Annotated in this window: 14 protein-coding genes; 6 read left to right on the top strand and 8 right to left on the bottom strand. The window is 67.6% G+C overall.

Annotated elements, in window-relative coordinates; genetic code table 11:
- Positions 1-7 precede the first annotated feature (7 nt).
- The 4 genes from FBY20_RS23935 (at position 8) to FBY20_RS23920 (ending at position 4,556) form a co-directional block, all read left to right on the top strand.
- Positions 8-1,297: a hydroxymethylglutaryl-CoA reductase, degradative gene (locus tag FBY20_RS23935; RefSeq protein WP_142056193.1), complete on the top strand. Its 1,290-nt coding sequence runs from the start codon at positions 8-10 to the stop codon at positions 1,295-1,297.
- Between the two features lie 70 nt (positions 1,298-1,367).
- Positions 1,368-1,892 (top strand): hypothetical protein, encoded by a 525-nt coding sequence (locus FBY20_RS23930; protein WP_142054978.1) that lies wholly within the window; start codon positions 1,368-1,370, stop codon positions 1,890-1,892.
- Complete coding sequence (locus FBY20_RS23925) at positions 1,889-3,277, top strand: tripartite tricarboxylate transporter permease (protein WP_056318279.1); 1,389 nt, start codon at positions 1,889-1,891, stop codon at positions 3,275-3,277. Before FBY20_RS23930 ends, FBY20_RS23925 begins: the two co-directional genes overlap by 4 nt.
- Before the next feature lie 121 nt (positions 3,278-3,398).
- A complete protein-coding gene (locus tag FBY20_RS23920; RefSeq protein WP_056318276.1) occupies positions 3,399-4,556 on the top strand; it encodes a nitronate monooxygenase family protein in 1,158 nt (385 codons plus the stop codon).
- A 14-nt stretch (positions 4,557-4,570) separates the two neighbouring features.
- On the opposite strand, the gene FBY20_RS23915 is transcribed toward FBY20_RS23920, so the two are convergent.
- Entirely contained in the window at positions 4,571-5,239 is a 669-nt protein-coding gene (locus FBY20_RS23915) for an HAD family phosphatase (RefSeq protein ID WP_142054976.1), read from the bottom strand.
- 126 nt (positions 5,240-5,365) lie between these two features.
- The gene (locus FBY20_RS23910) at positions 5,366-6,574 is read right to left on the bottom strand and encodes a CynX/NimT family MFS transporter (RefSeq protein ID WP_142054974.1); all 1,209 of its coding nucleotides are present in this window, start codon (positions 6,572-6,574) and stop codon (positions 5,366-5,368) included.
- 100 nt (positions 6,575-6,674) lie between these two features.
- Between FBY20_RS23910 and FBY20_RS23905 the strand changes: the two genes are divergently transcribed.
- On the top strand, positions 6,675-7,586 hold the full coding sequence (locus tag FBY20_RS23905; protein ID WP_142054972.1) for a LysR family transcriptional regulator: 912 nt from the start codon (positions 6,675-6,677) through the stop codon (positions 7,584-7,586).
- Here FBY20_RS23905 and FBY20_RS23900 read toward each other — a convergent pair.
- Positions 7,577-8,377, bottom strand: coding sequence for a DUF169 domain-containing protein (locus FBY20_RS23900; protein WP_142054970.1), 801 nt, complete (start codon positions 8,375-8,377; stop codon positions 7,577-7,579). The genes FBY20_RS23905 and FBY20_RS23900 overlap by 10 nt on opposite strands.
- 78 nt (positions 8,378-8,455) lie before the next feature.
- A complete protein-coding gene (locus tag FBY20_RS23895) occupies positions 8,456-9,373 on the bottom strand; it encodes a LysR substrate-binding domain-containing protein (protein ID WP_056318259.1) in 918 nt (305 codons plus the stop codon).
- Between the two features lie 102 nt (positions 9,374-9,475).
- Between FBY20_RS23895 and FBY20_RS23890 the strand changes: the two genes are divergently transcribed.
- Positions 9,476-10,225 carry an SDR family oxidoreductase gene (locus tag FBY20_RS23890; protein WP_142054968.1) on the top strand — a complete coding sequence of 250 codons (750 nt, stop codon included), beginning with the start codon at positions 9,476-9,478 and terminating at the stop codon, positions 10,223-10,225.
- Positions 10,226-10,744: 519 nt separating this feature from the next.
- Here FBY20_RS23890 and FBY20_RS23880 read toward each other — a convergent pair.
- The 4 genes from FBY20_RS23880 to FBY20_RS23865 all read right to left on the bottom strand — a co-directional run bounded on the left by FBY20_RS23880 (position 10,745) and on the right by FBY20_RS23865 (position 16,432).
- Positions 10,745-12,733 carry a TRAP transporter large permease subunit gene (locus tag FBY20_RS23880; RefSeq protein WP_142054966.1) on the bottom strand — a complete coding sequence of 663 codons (1,989 nt, stop codon included), beginning with the start codon at positions 12,731-12,733 and terminating at the stop codon, positions 10,745-10,747.
- Positions 12,730-13,353, bottom strand: a complete 624-nt coding sequence (locus tag FBY20_RS23875) for a TRAP transporter small permease subunit (RefSeq protein ID WP_142054964.1) — start codon at positions 13,351-13,353, stop codon at positions 12,730-12,732. Before FBY20_RS23875 ends, FBY20_RS23880 begins: the two co-directional genes overlap by 4 nt.
- Before the next feature lie 127 nt (positions 13,354-13,480).
- Complete coding sequence (locus tag FBY20_RS23870; RefSeq protein WP_056318248.1) at positions 13,481-14,608, bottom strand: TRAP transporter substrate-binding protein; 1,128 nt, start codon at positions 14,606-14,608, stop codon at positions 13,481-13,483.
- Positions 14,609-14,908: 300 nt separating this feature from the next.
- Positions 14,909-16,432 carry an amidase gene (locus FBY20_RS23865; RefSeq protein ID WP_142054962.1) on the bottom strand — a complete coding sequence of 508 codons (1,524 nt, stop codon included), beginning with the start codon at positions 16,430-16,432 and terminating at the stop codon, positions 14,909-14,911.
- Positions 16,433-16,444 lie beyond the last annotated feature (12 nt).

Raw genomic sequence — 16,444 nt, 5'->3', positions numbered from 1 at the left:
ACACGCCATCGTGGCCGATTCACGCCTGCCCAACTTCCGGGCCCTCACGCCCGCCCAACGCCTCGCTGCCATTGCCGACGCCGCCTCGCTTACGGCAGAAGAGCGCCGCCTGCTCGCCGAGCCCGGCGCCCTGGGCCTTGCCCGCGCCGACGGCATGATCGAAAACGTGCTGGGCACTTTCGAGCTGCCGCTGGGCGTGGCGGGCAACTTCCAGGTCAATGGCCGCGACGTGCTGGTGCCGATGGCGGTGGAAGAACCGTCCGTCGTGGCTGCCGCGTCGTTCATGGCCAAGCTGGCGCGCGAGTGCGGCGGCTTCGAGACATCCAGCACCCGGCCCCTCATGCGTGCGCAGGTGCAGGTGCTTGGCCTGACCGACCCGCATGGCGCGCGCCTGGCCTTGCTGCGCGAGCGGGAGCGCATCCTGACGCTGGCCAACAGCCGCGACAAGGTGCTGATCGAACTGGGCGGCGGCTGCCAGGACATCGAAGTGCACGTCTTTCCCGACACGCCGCGCGGCCAGATGATCGTGATGCATCTGATCGTCGACGTGCGCGATGCCATGGGCGCCAACACCGTCAACACCATGGCCGAGGCCGTGGCGCCGCTGGTCGAGGAGATCGTAGGCGGGTCGGTGCGGCTGCGCATCCTGTCCAACCTGGCCGACCTGCGGTTGGCCCGCGCCCGCGTGCGTCTGACCCCGCAGACGCTGGACACCAAGGAGCGCAGCGGGGCCGAGATCATCGAGGGCGTGCTGGATGCCTACACGTTCGCCGCCATCGACCCTTACCGCGCCGCCACGCACAACAAGGGCATCATGAACGGGATCGACCCGGTGATCGTGGCCACGGGCAATGACTGGCGCGCGGTCGAGGCCGGCGCGCACGCCTACGCCAGCCGCTCGGGCCGCTACACGTCGCTGACGCACTGGGAAAAGGACACCTCCGGCGCCCTGGTCGGCACCATCGAAATGCCCATGCCCGTGGGCCTGGTGGGCGGCGCCACCAAGACCCATCCGCTGGCGCGCCTTGCACTGAAGATCATGGACGTGCGCTCGGCGCAGGAGCTGGGCGAAGTCGCCGTCGCGGTCGGCCTGGCGCAGAATCTGGGCGCGCTGCGCGCGCTTGCCACTGAAGGCATCCAGCGCGGCCACATGGCGCTGCATGCCCGCAACATTGCCCTGGTGGCGGGCGCAACCGGCGCGGAGATCGACGAGGTCGCCAAGCGCATGGCGGCGGAAAAGGATGTCCGCACCGATCGCGCGCTGGCCTTGCTGGAGGAACTGCGCGCAGCCCGATAACCCGCAAGGCAGGTATCCGAGACGGCGCCGGTCCCCAACGCGCGCCGTCCGATAAACACAGGAGAGAGACATGAAACAAAGCCTCCCGGCGCCCTCCACGCGCCTGGCTGAAGTCTGGAGCGACACCGTGGATCTCAGGCATCTGGCCTGGGCCATCGGCATCGGCATCACGATCAGCGTGGCGGGCTTCTTTGCCGCCAGCCGCTGGTTGCGCGGCATGGTCGCCTCGCCCGAGCTGGCGCACGCCTACGCCATGCTGGCCGGGCTGGCGGGCTGCGTGCTGGCCGGCGTGATCTGCGCACGGCTGTTTCCGCCCAAGCGCGAGGTCATCGAGCGCAGCGCCACGCACGATCCCGCCTGGCGCGCCGAGGTGTTGGCCGAACTGGCCGAGCAGCCGGGCGGCCTGGGCACGCTGGCGGACCTGCCCGAGCCGGTCGTGCGCGAACTGAAGGAACTGGATCTGTACGACCTGTTCGCACAGCCGGCGGCCACGGCCGCCTCTGGCGCCCCTGATGGCGTCAACGATGGCATCACAGACAGCGCCGCCAATGCCGCCGCCGCGCGGCGCGGCGCCGCCAAGGAGGCACTGGCATGAGCGACCCCGCACTGCTTGAACAAATCATGGTGGCTGCCGGCATGGGCCTGTTGGGCGCGGTGGTGTTCGCCGCCATCGGCCTGGTGTCCGGCACCGACGAAACCACCACGCTGGCCCCGCTGACCCTCCTGGTGGTGCTGCTGGGCGTGCCGCCTGCCGGCGTCTTCACGTTTTTCCTGGCGGGCGCGGTGGCCAAGCACATGACGCACGCCGTGCCCACCGCGCTCTTGGGCATCCCGGGCGACACGCTGGCCACGCCATTGCTGCAGGATGCAAACATGCTGCGCAAACTGGGCGTGCCGCACATTGCGCTGCGCAAGATGGTGTCCGGCGCCATCGTGGCGGCCTTTGTCGCGGTGCCGCTGGCGGTGCTGTTTGCCGTGCTGCTTGCGCCGTTCGGCGCCGCCATCACCAAGTCGGCCCCCTGGATCTTCCTGGCGGCCGCATTGCTGATCGCGTATTTTTCCGCGGGACGCTGGGCCGCCGTGGCGCTGCTGGTGCCGTTCGTCATGGTCATCATTGCGCTGCAAAGCCTGACGGCAAAATACGGCGTCAAGCTGAGCATCAGCTATTTCCTGGGCATTGCGATCGGCCCGCTGATCGCCGACCTGTTCACTGTCCTCTCGCCGCAAGGCCGCGGCAAGATGATGCGCGACAAGGTGCGCACGTTCTCGCTGGCGCCCGATGTGAAGGGCTGGTCGGGCTACTTCCCGAACCCGCTGAAGGTCATGGACCGCGTGCAGACGCGCTGGACGCTTGCCACCGCGGCCGTCTCCAGCGCCACGTTCGTGTTCAGTCCGGTCGCCATGACGGTCGTGCTGGGCGAACTGGTGGGCTCGCGCGTCAAGCACGCCTACCACCGACTGACCACGGTGCTCAGCGCGCGCAACGGCGTGACCGAGGCCACCTACATAGCCGAGGCCCTGATTCCGCTGATCGCGTTCGGGCTGCCCCTGAGCCCCGTGGCCGCGGGACCCGCCGCGCCGCTCTTTAACGCGCCGCCCCGCTTTACGGTGGATGCGGCAACGGGCCAGACGCACAACCTGCACAACCTGCTGAACCACTGGGAATTCCTGGGATACGGCATGCTGGCGGTGCTGCTGGCGGCGGTCGTGTCCTACCCCTTCGCCATGAACTTCGCGCGCCGCGCCGCGCTGTTCGTCTCGCGCCGAGTCAGCCACGAAGCCATCATCGCCACGTTCGTGGGACTGATCATCGTGATCAGCGTCTGGGAAGGCCAATTCCTGGGCCTGCTCGTCATCCTGACCATGGGCCTCATCGGCGGCCTGCTGTCGCGCCTGTTCGGTTTCAACACCGGCGTGCAGTTCATGGGCTACTACACCGCCGTGCTCTCGGTGCCGGCGATCGTCAAGCTGCTGGGATAAAGCGTGACGGATGGGCGGACATTTAGCCCCGCCCATTGCCGCGCCACTTGATCCTTCGCAAGGCGGCGCTCCCCACCTTGCTCTAGCCTCTGGTCTCTTGACCAGAGGAAAGACTCATATCATGACGTGGTTCAAATCACTCACCCTCGCCGGACGCGAGTTGCTGCCCATCGTGCAGGGCGGCATGGGCGTTGGCGTATCCGCCCATCGCCTGGCCGGCGCGGTTGCCAGCCAGAACGCCGTGGGCACCATTGCCAGCGTCGATTTGCGCCATCACCACGCGGATCTCGTGGAAAAAACCGAAAAATGCAATGACCGCGACACGATCGACACGGCCAACCGCGAAGCCCTCCATCGTGAAGTGCGCGCCGCGCTGGATACGGCGCAAGGCCGCGGCCTGGTGGCGGTGAACGTCATGAAGGCCGTGCGCGACCACCCCGCGCTGGTGCGCCAGGCCTGCGAAAGCGGCGCCGAGGCCATCGTCATGGGCGCCGGCCTGCCGCTGGACCTGCCCGAAATGACCGCCGACTTCCCCAAAGTGGCGCTCGTGCCCATTCTGTCCGAGGCTCGCGGCGTCGCCGCCGTCCTGAAGAAATGGATGAAAAAGGGTCGCCTGGCCGACGCAGTCGTCATCGAACACCCCGGCTATGCCGGCGGCCACCTGGGCGCGGCCCGGCTGGACGACCTGCACAGCGAACGATTCGATTTCAAGAAGGTGCTGGCCGAATGCCACGCCCTCTTCAGTGAATTGCAGTTGGGCCGCGATGCGCCCCGCCTGATCGTCGCGGGCGGCGTGGGCAGCCACGAACAGGTCCGCCACTGGCTCAGCAACGGCGCCGACGGCGTGCAGGTCGGCACCGCGTTCGCCGTCACCCACGAAGGCGACGCCCACGAAAACTTCAAGCGCGTGCTGATCGACGCCGATCCCACCCAACTGGCGGAATTCACCAGCGTGGCCGGCCTGCCGGCCCGCGCGGTCGCCACGCCGTGGCTTACGCGCTACCTGCGCCAGGAAGGCACGCTTCAGGCCAACACCCGCGCCGATCCGCGCCGCTGCAGCCAGCGCATGGACTGCCTGACGCAATGCGGCCTGCGCGACGGCATCGCCAAGTTCGGCCAGTTCTGCATCGACCTGAAGCTTGCGGCCGCCATGCGCGGCGAAGTCAGCCGCGGCCTGTTCTTCCGCGGCGCATCCAAGCTGCCGTTCGGCAGCGCAATGCGCTCGGTGCGCGAGCTGATGGATTACCTGCTGCACGGCGAAATGCCCGCCGCGGCCTAAGGCCTTAGCAACCCTCAGATGATCTCCGGCAGGCGCCGCAGATCATCGATCACTTCAAAGGCGCCCTCGTCCAGCAACAGCTGCCGCTGCTGCGGCCCGTTGTGCGAGGCGCCGACGAATCCCACCGCCCGCATGCGCGCCGCCCGGGCGGCGCGTACACCTGGCACGCTGTCCTCGACCACGACGCAGTCCAGCACCGCGGCCCGCATCTGCCGCGCTGCATACAGGAATATGTCGGGCGCTGGCTTGCCCTTGGCGACCTGCGCCGTGCTGAACACGTGGGGCGCAAACATCTCCCACAGACCCACCATCTTCAATGCCGCCTCAAGCTTGGCGGGCATGCTGCTGGACGCCACGCACAGGTCCAGGCCGCGTTCGCGCAAGACCTTCAAGGTTTCATGCACGTGCGGCAGCGCGCGCAGCTCGGTGCGGAACGAGCGCTCCAGCCGGTCGGCATACTGCCCGGCAAATTCGTCGGGCAGCGAGCAGGCGTTTTCGGCCTGCAACGTGCGCCACATGTCCGCATCGGGAATGCCGGCGAAGCGTTGCGCGGCCTCTTCAGGCGTGATCGCGATGCCGTGTTCGGCCAGCGCGCGGGACTGGGCGCGCGCGGCAATGATTTCGCTGTCGATCAGGACGCCGTCGCAATCGAAGATCACCAGGCGTGGAGCGGACGTGTGCATGCAACCTCCATCGTGTCGTGCGCTCCATGATAGGCCAGCCGGGTTACCGCGCCGACCTGGCCGGATGACCTGCGCCTGGCGGCGCAAGCAGGCGAGGCCCCGCGCGCACGTGCCGGCCAGCGCGCGTCAAAGACGGACGCCTTTCACGCGCCGCAGACGCCAGGCAACCGCCACGCCCGCCAAACCCGCGGCCGCGACGATGAACGAGGCGGACGTCCAGCCAAAGCGGTCGATCGCCCCGCCCACGGCCACCGGTCCAATCACCTGCCCCAGGTTGCTGCCCTGCATGACCAGTCCCACGGATGCGGCGGTCAGCGCCGGACGCGGGGCGACCAGCGGCGCGGTGCCCAGCAGCGTGGCCGGGATCAGTCCGCCCACGGCCGAGAACAGCACGCACAACAGAAAGGTGGTCATGGCGGGCAGCGCCGATCCGAAGATCAGGAGCGCCACGGCCGCCATCACCGAACTGGCCAGCGCGATCAATGTGGACCGGCGCCATCCGCGCGCCAGCAGTACGCCCGCGCCCAGGTTGCCCACCACATTGGCGGCGCTGGCGATGGCGCTGTACAAGCCGGCTTTGGTAAGCGTCAGCCCCAATTGCTCCATCAGCAGCACCGGCAGGAACGTGAAGAGCGCGAAGAACATCAGGCTGTAGAGCGTGAAGGACAGTGCCAGCAGCACCGGGCCGGCCGCGCCCATGGTGTCGGCGGTGTCCTGGCGCAGGCCCTGCCACGACAGGCTGGCTCCCCGGGGCGTGGGCGGGGCCAGCACGGCGATGCTGACCAGCGCCACGCCGGCGGCAATGCCCGCGCACCACCAATAGGCATGCCAATCGTCAAACGCCTGCGAGGCGAGCATCGCGATCGCCATCCCGGCCGGCATGTAGCAGCTCCAGAGCGCGAAGGCGAAGTCGCGCCTGCCGCCCGCGACGATGCGCTGCAACGCCGCGGGGCCGGCTACCGTGACGAGCAGGAAACCCAGTCCCTCGACGATCCGCGACCCGAGCAGCAGACCGTACGTCGGCGCCAGCGCACCGGCCGCGGTGCCGGCGGCCGTGGCCGCCAGGCCCAGTATCAGCATGCGCCGCGCGCCAAAACGTGCAATCACGCCGCCCGCGGCGATGCCGCCCACCATGCCCAGCACCGAGAACACCGCCGTCAATGTGCCGATGGAGGCCAGATCCAGTCCCATGTCCTTGCGCAGGAGCGGCGCGGCAATGATGACCTTACCCACCTGCAACGCCGCCACGACGCCCGCGCCGACGATGGCCAGCACCGCGCCCCAATGTTGTCCCGCTGCGCGGCTGTCTGCCGCCACCCCGTCAACCTTGTCCATCCTGCCCTCGTTTTTGCCGGAATTCCGGCATCATGCCGCGCAAAACCGATCCCGCGAAGTGATAACCTCTTGACGTTTTTGATCGAAGAAATAGATCAACATGATTGATGCCCTGACCCTGGACCAACTGCGCGTATTCGCCGCCGTGGCGGACACGGGCAGCTTTCGTGCGGCCGCGCGCCGCCTGGCGCGGGTGCAATCCGCCGTCAGCCACGCCATCGCCAACATGGAGGCGCAATTGGGCGTGCCGCTGTTCGACCGCACCGGCCATCATCCCGTCATGACGCCGCAGGGGCAAGCCCTGCTTGCCAACGCCCGCGACATCCTCTTGCGGGTCGATGCGATGCGCGCCCGCGCCCAGGGGCTGGGCGAAGGCGTGGAACTGGAACTGTCGCTGGTCATCGATACGCTCTTTCCCATCGAACAGGCGGGCGCGGCGCTCAACCGGATGCGCGCCGCCTATCCCTCGGTGTCGCTGCGCGTGTCGGTGCTGCCGCTGGGCGGCCCGCTAGAGGCGCTGCTGGCCGGCACGCACACGCTGGGCATTCTGGCCGGCGAACATTTCAGGCATCCGCGCATCGCCGTGCAGGCATTGGGCGCCGTACAGATGGTGGCCGTCGTCGGCGCCTCGCACCCCTTGGCGCAGAACGCGCGCGCCGGGCAGGCGCTTGCGGCGGCGGATCTGGCGGATCACTTGCAGATCGTGCAATCCGATCCGTCGCCCCTGTCCGAAGGACGCGACTTCGCCGTCCTGTCGCCGCAGACATGCCGCGTCAGCGGACAGGACACCAAGCATGCGCTGATCCTGTCCGGACTCGGCTGGGGCCGCCTGCCGCTTTGGCAGGTGGCCCGCGATCTGGCCGCAGGCCGCCTGCTGCGCGTGCCCGCCGCCAGCCTGGGCCGCGACAGCCAGATCGCCATGGAAACCTACCTTGCGCACCGCATCGACCGGCCGCTGGGGCCGGCCGCGCGCGCGCTGGCGGCGGCGCTGCAAGCCGGCGCTCAACCCTGAGCCTTGGGCGGTTGGGCGTAGCTCACGCCCATGCCTGCACGCACGTCGTTCTGAATGCCATACGGCGCAATGGGATAGCGCAGGCCGTTGGCCGACAACGCCTTCATACCTTCTATGGCAATGGGCAGATAGCGCGGCGGCAGGGCCATGAGCATTTCTTCATCGGGCACCCCGCCATATCTGCGCTCGGCAAAACAGGGCAGCGACAGGCTGGGTTCGCCCGTGGCGAGCGCCCTGCCCCAGGAATCCGCACAGGCTGTCTCGCCCACGACGCTCCAGTCAAAGCGCCGGTAGTTTTTCCATTGCAGGCCGTTGATCAGGATGATCATCTGGCCCGGCGTGGCATACACCAGACAGATGTCGGGCGGGTCCAGGCGTCCGGATGCCAGCGGCGACACCACCATCGCCCGGTACTTGCCGGCCGGCACACAGGACAGGGCCTCCTGGCGCGCCCGAGCGTCCGCTTCGGTCGCGTGCCAGACGCCCACGTATTCCTTGCCCTGCTTCCATGCCTCGTCCTGCGGGCCCAGCCCGATGACGGCGCGGCATTGCGCGCCGACCAGATCGTCCCCCGTGATGCCCACCGTCCAGCCCAGCCGCGCGGCCATGCCCACGATCTGGTCCGTGGTGTGGGTGGCCTGGGGCCGGCGCAGGCCTTTCACGCCTGCCATGTCCGCCTCGTGCTCGTACAGCTTCATGCCGATGACCGTGGTCTTCAGGCGCAGCAGCCGGTTCAGGTCGTCGACCAGCGCCGCCCAATCGAGCGGGGGTTCCTGTCTTGTCTCTTCCATGTTCGTCCTTGGGACTGTTGTACGCGGTCTGGCCGGCCGTCCGCCGGGGCTGCCGCACGCGGCTAAGACTACAACGCGTCAGGCGAACCCGTCGATGCCCCGCATCAGCGCCGCCGCCATCCGGGGTTGGCGCAATTGGTCCAGCCACCAGCGCAGCGCGCGTCCATCGTGATCGCTGCGCCACGCCAGGTACAGCAGGTTCGGTTCGCGCGGGGTTTCCGTGGCCATTTCCACGAGTTCGCCTCGCGCCAGGAGCGATGCCGCGCGGTGCCGCGGCACCCAGCCCACCCCCAGTCCGGCGCGCTGCGCCAGGATCTTGGCCCGCATGCTGGGCACCGCCAGCGTGGCCTGCCCGCCCACCCCGCCGTAGCCGCGAGCCGCCGCGCCGCGCGCCGTGTCGGCGACGACGACGGCACGATGCTGCTGGATCTGGTCCTGGCGCAGCGGCGCCTTGGCGCGCGCAAGCGGATGGCGCGGCGACACGGCGAACAGCCACTCCATTTCGCCCAGCGCCGCCCACTGCAGGTTCGGCATGGTTTGCGGTTCGTTGGTGGCACCCACGATCAGGTCCGCGCGGCCCTCGCGCAGCGCCTCCCACGTGCCGCCCAGCACCTCGTGCGTGAACCGCAGCCGCACGCCCGAGTCCAGCTTGTCGAATGCCTGGATGAGCGGCGCCATGAGCTCGAATTCCAGGATTTCGTCGCTGACGATGCGCAGCCGGTCCTCCCAACCGCTGGCGACCTGCCGCACCCGCTGCGTCAGCCGGCTGACGTCCTGGGCCAGCCGCCCGGCTTCGTCGGCCAGCAACTGCCCCGCGGGCGTGAGTTGCATCCGGTAGCCCCGGCGGTCGAACAACAGGGCGTCAAAGCGCTCCTCAAGCTGGCGGGCGGCGTGCGACACCGACGACGGGGCCTTGCCCAGCTTCGCGGCTGCCCGGGACAGGCTGCCGCTGTCGCGGATGGCTTCCAGCAGCGCCAGTTCATTCGGGCTCAACATGTGCGATTCCTTCGAACGTGTTTATGCGCCAGATCGTACGACAAAGCGCCGGGCAAGGCGCAACATGGCTACACCTCATCCCCACTTCCCAAGGAATCCATCATGAACCGTTTTGAACAAAAGACCGTCCTGGTCACCGGCGGCACCAGCGGCATCGGCCTTGCGGCCGCCCAAGCCTTTGCCGCCGAAGGCGCCCGCGTCATCGTCACCGGCCGCGACGCCGCCGCCCTGGAAAAGACCCGCGCCGCCTTGGGCGCAAACGCGCTGGCCATCCAGAACACGGCCGGCGCGCCCGGCGCGGCTGCCGCGTTGGCGGGCGCCCTGGCATCGGCAGGCGTGCGCCTGGATGCCGTCTTCGTCAACGCAGGCATCGCCAAGTTCGCGACGCTGGCCGACGCCACGGAAGACCTCTGGGACCAGACGTTCAATACCAACGTCAAGGGCGTCTTTTTCCAGCTCCAGGCGCTGGACCCCTTGCTCAACTCGGGCGCGTCGATCGTGCTCAACGGGTCCATCAACGCCCACATCGGCATGCCGGCATCGTCGATCTACGCCGCCAGCAAGGCCGCGCTGATCTCCCTGGCCAAGACGCTGTCGGCCGAATGGCTGCCGCGCGGCATCCGGGTCAACGTCGTCAGCCCCGGGCCGGTCGCCACCCCCATCTACAACAAGCTGGGGCTGGATCCCGCCACGCTGGAAAAGACCGCCGCCAGCATCCAGGCGCAGGTGCCGCTGGGCCGCTTCGGCACACCCCAGGAGATCGCGGCGACCGTGCTGCACCTGGCCGCGCGCGAGTCGGCCTTCATCGTGGGCACGGAGATCATCGCGGACGGCGGCATGAGCCAGCTGTAAGCCAGACGGCCGGGGCGATGGCCGCGTGGTGCCAGGATGCGTGCATGCCGCACGAGGCCGCCACCACGGCGCATTGCGCGACCTGACATCTGGATGCGGCCGAGCAGTGGTCGGTGGACATGGACAGTGGGCTGATCGTGTTCCAGCTGCCGGGTGGCGTCGTTGCCACCGCGCCGGTGCAGATCGTGGGCGCAAGGTCGATTGCGATGACTCCCAGGCCTGGGAGTTCGCCGCCGTCGCAATGCGTCTGGGCGAAGCCAGCGGCACCTATCGCGCGCAGGCATCGGAAACCGCGCATGTATGGATGACGTTCGGCCAGGTGTCGCTGTCGGCGGCGTCCGGGCAGTAAAAATTCAAGGTGTCAGACACCCGTTGAGACGCTGTTGCGGGCTGACGATCATCTCCCCAGGGTGTCAGACACCGGTGCGGCATCGCTGAAAAAGTCAGTGTCTGACACCCGGGCAAGCGCGTCGTCAATGTGCGACGACATCTCGCGGGTGTCAGACACCGTATCGCGCCCTACCGGTACAGCACCGTCGGCAGCCACATGCCGATCCCCGGGAACATGTACAACAGGAAGATGGCGACGACCTGGATTCCCATGAACGGCATCATGCCCAGGAAGATCTGGTTCAGCGTCACGTGCGGCGGTGACACCCCCTTCAGGTAGAAGGCCGACATGGCCACCGGTGGCGACAGGAATGCGGTCTGCAGGTTCAACGCCACGAGCAGGCCGAAGAACAGCGGGTCGATGCCGAACGTATTGAGCAGCGGCACGAAGATCGGCATGAAGATCACGATGATCTCGGTCCATTCCAGCGGCCAGCCAAGCAGGAAGATGATGATCTGCGCCAGCAGCAGGAACTGGATCGGCGTCAATCCCAGGGATAACACCCATTCCTCGATGATGCGCTGTCCGCCCAAAAGGGCGAACGCCGCCGAGAAGATGGACGATCCCACGAACAGCCAGCAGACCATGGCGCTGGTCTTGGCGGTCAGGAACACCGATTCGCGCAGCACCGGCAGGTTTAACCGGCGATAGGCCAACGCCAGCAAGGCCCCGCCCATCGCGCCCATCGCGGCGGCCTCGCTGGGGGTGGCCAGGCCGAAGCCGATCGACCCCAGCACGGCCGCGATCATGACCGCCAGCGGGAAGAACGAGCCCATCAGCATCTTGAAGATTTCCAGCCGCGCCCACGTCAGCGCGGCGTAGAACACCGCCAGAATCACCGCGCATATGCCCGCGAAGATCCAGAAGCCCGTGGGCGCCGCGATCCGGGGTTCGGCCTCGGCGGCAGCGCCGGATTGCGCGGGTGCTGCGGCGCCGGCTGGCGGTTGGGCGGCGGGCGTGCCGGGCGGCTCGCTCAGCCCGGACGCCGCGGGCGCGCTGCCAGGGGGTTCGGCCAGCTCGTTGGAAGGCGGTTCGGGCAGGTCGTTCGAGGGCGGCTCGGCCAGCCCATCGACGGGCGGCTCGCTCAACCCCGAGCCGGAATCGAAGTCGCTGGAGCCCAGGCGCAATTCAGCGGGAATCTCGTAGACCTCGGGCGGCTTTGTCAGTGCGTGGTGCACGACCGCCAGCATCAGCACGGTGACGACCAGCGGCGTCAACGCCATGGCCATGTTGCGCGTCAGGTACCCGAACGACACCGCGCTGTTGCGCCGGCCCTTGAACATTGCGGCCAGCATGCCGGACACGGCGCGCGTGTAGGGCCCGGCCGCCAGCGCCGCCGTCCCGGGCGGCAGCGGCACGCCGCGTTCGTTCTCGGGCAGCGGCGGCGCCATGTCGGGACGCAGCTTGGCCACGATGATGACGTAGACCATGTACAGGATGGCCAGCATGATGCCGGGAAACAGCGCGCCCGCATACAGCTGCACCACCGACACGCCGGTGGTCGCGCCATACACGATCAGCATCACCGACGGCGGCAGCAGGATGCCCAGGCACCCGCCCGCCGTGATGGAGCCGGCCGTCAGGCGCACGCTGTAGCCGGCCTTGAGCATCGCCGGCATCGCCAGCAGCCCCATCAGCGTGACCACCGCCCCGACAATCCCCGTGGCCGTCGCGAAGATGGCGCAGGTAGCCAGCGTTGCGACCGCCAGCGCGCCCGGCAGCCGCGCCAGCGCCAGGTGCATCGACCGGAACAGCTTTTCAATGAGGTTGGCGCGCTCGACCAGATAGCCCATGAACACGAAGAGCGGGATCGAGATCAGCGAGTCGTTGGTCATGGTGGCGTACGTGCGCTGCACCATCAGATCCAGCGTCTGGCCCAGGGACCGCCCCGGGTCCGAACTCTGCATGTAGTACGCCAGGAACGTGAACAGCACGCCCATGCCCATCAACGTGAACGCGGTCGGAAATCCCAGCATGATCGCCACCACGATCAGGGCCAGCATCAGCAACCCGATATGACCGGTGGTGAGGTTGTCCCACGGCGTGAGGAACGCGATCATCAGGAGCACCAGCGCGATGCACGACAGGCCGAACCACAAAGCCTTGTGGACTTTCATCGCTTCGACTCCCCGGGTGTGACGTAACGATCGAGCTGGGCGATGTCTTCGTCCTTCACGTGCACCATCTCCTTGAGCTTGTCGACGTCCACTTCCTCGACGTCCTCTTCGCGCGACGGCCAGTCGCCTTGCCTCAGGCACAGGATGCAGCGCATGACCTCGGCCACGCCCTGCAGCAGCAGGACCGCGCCGGCGGCGGGGATGAAGGCCTTGAAGGGATAGATGGGCGGCCCGTTGGCCATCAGTGACGAGTGTTCGCGGATGGCGATGGAATAGCCGGCGTAATACCAGCCGGCCCACACCAGGGCGATCACGCCGGGAAAGAAGAAGACGATGAACAGCAGCAGGTCCAGGCCGGCCTGCACGCGCGGCGGCAGAAAGCCATACAGGATGTCGCCGCGCACATGCCCGTTCTTGGCCAGCGTGTAGGCGCCCGCCATCATGAACAGGATGCCGTAATACATCATCTGCAGGTCGAAGGCCCAGGCGCTGGGCTGGTTCAGGATGTAGCGTGCGGCAACTTCCCAGCACACGTGCAGCGTCAGCACCACGATCAGCCAGGCAAACGTCTTGCCCACCAGGGTGGAGATGCTGTCTATGAAACGTACGATTCGGATCATCGAAGGTCCTGGAGTCGGGCCCGCTCACGAAGCGGCTATCCTGCCGCTGACGCGCACGGACCCTGGACACGCATGGCGAGGCGCCGCGCGCCGGCTCAGCGGCGCGCGTGGCCTGCGTGAAACCGCGTCAGGCTGGCTTGGTGCTACGCGAGAAGTAGTGGTTGTAAGCCATGCGGTAATTGACGGTGGTGTCGCCGTGCCAGCGCCCCACCCGCTCGGCGAACGCGCGCTGCGAATCCAGGACCTTCTTGAAGAGCGGGTTCTCGGCCGACCGCTTGGCGATCATCTCGTCCCAGATCTTGAGCTGCTGCTGCAGGATTGCGTCCGGCGTCTTGTAGAACTTGACGTTGTGATCCTTCTGCAGCTTGATGTAGTCCTGCGAGTAGCGGTTCGCCGCCTTCCAGGACATGTCCGCGCTGGAGGCCTGCGCGGCATAGCTCAGGATGTGCTTCAGGTGTTCCGGCAAGGCGTCGTACTTTGCCTTGTTGAACAGCACCTCGAACTGTTCGGCGCTTTGGTGAAAGCTCTGCAGCATGCAGATCTTGGACACGTCCTGAAAACCCAGCGCCAAGTCCGACGAGGCATTGTTGAATTCCGCCCCATCCAGCAGCCCCCGGTCCAGCGCCGGCACGATTTCACCGCCCGGCAGCGCGTTCACGGCCGCGCCCATCGCCGTGTACATGTCGATGGCCAGGCCCACGGTGCGGAACTTCACGCCCTTGACGTCCTCGACCTTCGTGACAGGCCGCTTGAACCATCCGAACGGCTGGGTCGGCATCGGTCCGTACATCAGCGACTGCACGTTCACGCCCATGGCCTTCTGAATCTCGACCAACAGCTCCTTGCCGCCGCCGTATTCGTGCCACGCCAGCAGCATGTTGGCATCCATCCCGAACGACGGACCCGACCCCCACAGCGCCACGGCCGTGTTCTTGCCGTACCAGTACGCCACCACGCCGTGGCCGCCGTCCAGCGTGCCCGCCGAAACCGCGTCCAGCAGATCGAACGCCTTGACCACGGCGCCCGCGGGCAGCACTTCGATCTTCAACTGGCCGCCGGCCATCTCGTTGACCTTGTTGGCGTAGTCGCGGGCGAATTCGTGGAAGATGTCGGTCGCGGGCCAGGTGCTCTGGAACCGGAAGGAAATGGGTGCGTTCTGCGCCTTGGTGATGGCGGGAAATCCTAGCGCCACAGCGCCGGCGGCGGCGGCGCCGGAGATGAACTTGCGGCGGCGGGGCTTTGTAACGTGTTGCATGGCTTGTTGTCTCCTGGGGTGGACTACATGGACCAGCGTGTAGTTACTACGGCTGCAAGGGTGCGGCGCGAACGGCCTGCGATGGGCTTTCGTCTGCCGTCTGATGCGTCTGATGCGCAACTTTGGAGTGATTAAACCTTCCTGACAAACGGCTGACAATCAGCTTTTAGTCAGGAATAACCCTAGAAGACGGACTAGGCCGTAATAGCGAAAGGCCAGCAAACCGCGTGTTGCGGCGTGCTGGCCTTGTTGCTGACCAGGCGCGGGCCCGTGCGAGGCCCGCAGCGTGATGACGGTGCGCTACACCGCCGACACCGACCCCGCCTCACCGCCGCCATCGAGCAGCGGCGGGGCCGTCACGATCGACGTCAGCGCCGGTTCCGCCGGGCGCAGCGCGGCCAGGTCGGGGCGCGGACGACGCAGCGCGTCCGTGCCCGCGAAGGCCTGCTCCATCGCCTGCGCCGCGGCCAGCACCTGAAGGTCGCCACGGAAGCGGCCCACGATCTGCAGGCCGAACGGCATGCCGTTCGCATCGCGCCCGCAAGGCAAGGTAAGCGCCGGGTGCGTGGTCAGCGTGACGACATAGGTCAGCGCCAGCCAGCGGTAATAGTTCTCCTGGGCGACACCGTTGATCTTGTCTGCATACAACTGCGTCCACGGGAAGGGCGACACGGGCGTCGTGGGCGAAAGGATGAGGTCGTAATCGTCGTAAGCGCGTTGAAAACGCTTGATCAGGCGTGTCTGCTCGGCCTGCGCCCATGCGCAGTCCTTCAGGCTCATCGCCGCGCCCATCTCGAAGTTGGCGCGGGTGTTGGGGCCAAGGCTGGACGGATCCTTCTCGTACGCGTCGCGCATGCCGGCGACGAAGGCCTCGGCGCGCAGCACGTCAAAGCATCGATGGGCCTCACCGACATCCAGGTCGATCGGATCGCAGGCCGCGAACAGATGACGCATGGCCGCGATCTTTTCGCGGAAGGTGGCGCGGATGCCGTCGTCCACGTCGCACGCGCCGAAGTCTTCCGTGTAGGCCACACGCAGCGAGCCGAGGTCGGCGATGCCGGGGTTCAAGAATTGCAGCGGGTCCAGCGGATAGCTGAGCGGATCGCCAGCGTGCGGGCCGGCGGAGGCCGCCATCTGCAGGCAGGCGTCAGCCACGGTGCGGCCCATCGGTCCCACCACCGAGATCGGCGTCCAGCCCAGCGGTTTGCGCACGCTGGGCACGATGCCCGGGGATGGCCGGAATCCGACCACGCCGCACTTGGACGCGGGAATGCGCAGCGAGCCGCCCGTGTCCGAGCCCGTGCAGACCGGCAGCATGTCGCTGGCCAGGGCGGCGGCCGAACCGCCCGACGAACCGCCCGCATTCAGGTTGGGATTGAAGGGGTTGCCGGTAGCGCCCCACACCGTGTTGCGCGAGTTGGCGCCTGCGCCCATCTCGGGCACGTTGGTCTTGGCGGCGACGATGGCCCCCGCGCGGCGCAGGCGCGCGACCAGTTCGATGTCCTCGTCCGGCACGTGGCCGCGATACAGAGGCGAACCGTAGGTGGTCAGCACGCCGGCCGTGGGCTCCAGATCCTTCACCCCCATCGGCAAACCGTGCAGGAGGCCCAACGGCTCGCCCGCCATCACCGCGCGCTCGGCCGCGCGGGCCTCCGCCCTCGCCCGCTCAAAGGCGGTGGCGGTGACGGCGTTGATGTACGGGTTCACGGCCTGGATGCGCGCGATGCACGCTTCCAGCAGTTCCACCGGCGAAAGCTGGCGGGCGCCGATCATGCGCCGCAATTCAACGGCGGTCAGCGATACCAGGGAGTCGTCCAAAGCCATCGTCGTCTTCCT

The sequence above is a fragment of the Achromobacter sp. SLBN-14 genome, from assembly GCF_006715415.1.
Lineage (GTDB): Bacteria > Pseudomonadota > Gammaproteobacteria > Burkholderiales > Burkholderiaceae_B > Achromobacter > Achromobacter mucicolens.
Note: the sequence above shows the minus strand (reverse complement) of the source record. Positions and strands in the feature narration are given on the sequence as shown.

Coding starts and splice junctions, on each gene's coding strand:
- FBY20_RS23900 (WP_142054970.1), bottom strand. CDS start 8,377: ATGGAAGAGACAAGACAGGAACCCCCGCTCGATTGGGCGGCGCTGGTC.
- FBY20_RS23920 (WP_056318276.1), top strand. CDS start 3,399: ATGACGTGGTTCAAATCACTCACCCTCGCCGGACGCGAGTTGCTGCCC.
- FBY20_RS23880 (WP_142054966.1), bottom strand. CDS start 12,733: ATGAAAGTCCACAAGGCTTTGTGGTTCGGCCTGTCGTGCATCGCGCTG.
- FBY20_RS23930 (WP_142054978.1), top strand. CDS start 1,368: ATGAAACAAAGCCTCCCGGCGCCCTCCACGCGCCTGGCTGAAGTCTGG.
- FBY20_RS23910 (WP_142054974.1), bottom strand. CDS start 6,574: ATGGACAAGGTTGACGGGGTGGCGGCAGACAGCCGCGCAGCGGGACAA.
- FBY20_RS23870 (WP_056318248.1), bottom strand. CDS start 14,608: ATGCAACACGTTACAAAGCCCCGCCGCCGCAAGTTCATCTCCGGCGCC.
- FBY20_RS23865 (WP_142054962.1), bottom strand. CDS start 16,432: ATGGCTTTGGACGACTCCCTGGTATCGCTGACCGCCGTTGAATTGCGG.
- FBY20_RS23905 (WP_142054972.1), top strand. CDS start 6,675: ATGATTGATGCCCTGACCCTGGACCAACTGCGCGTATTCGCCGCCGTG.
- FBY20_RS23915 (WP_142054976.1), bottom strand. CDS start 5,239: ATGCACACGTCCGCTCCACGCCTGGTGATCTTCGATTGCGACGGCGTC.
- FBY20_RS23875 (WP_142054964.1), bottom strand. CDS start 13,353: ATGATCCGAATCGTACGTTTCATAGACAGCATCTCCACCCTGGTGGGC.
- FBY20_RS23890 (WP_142054968.1), top strand. CDS start 9,476: ATGAACCGTTTTGAACAAAAGACCGTCCTGGTCACCGGCGGCACCAGC.
- FBY20_RS23925 (WP_056318279.1), top strand. CDS start 1,889: ATGAGCGACCCCGCACTGCTTGAACAAATCATGGTGGCTGCCGGCATG.
- FBY20_RS23895 (WP_056318259.1), bottom strand. CDS start 9,373: ATGTTGAGCCCGAATGAACTGGCGCTGCTGGAAGCCATCCGCGACAGC.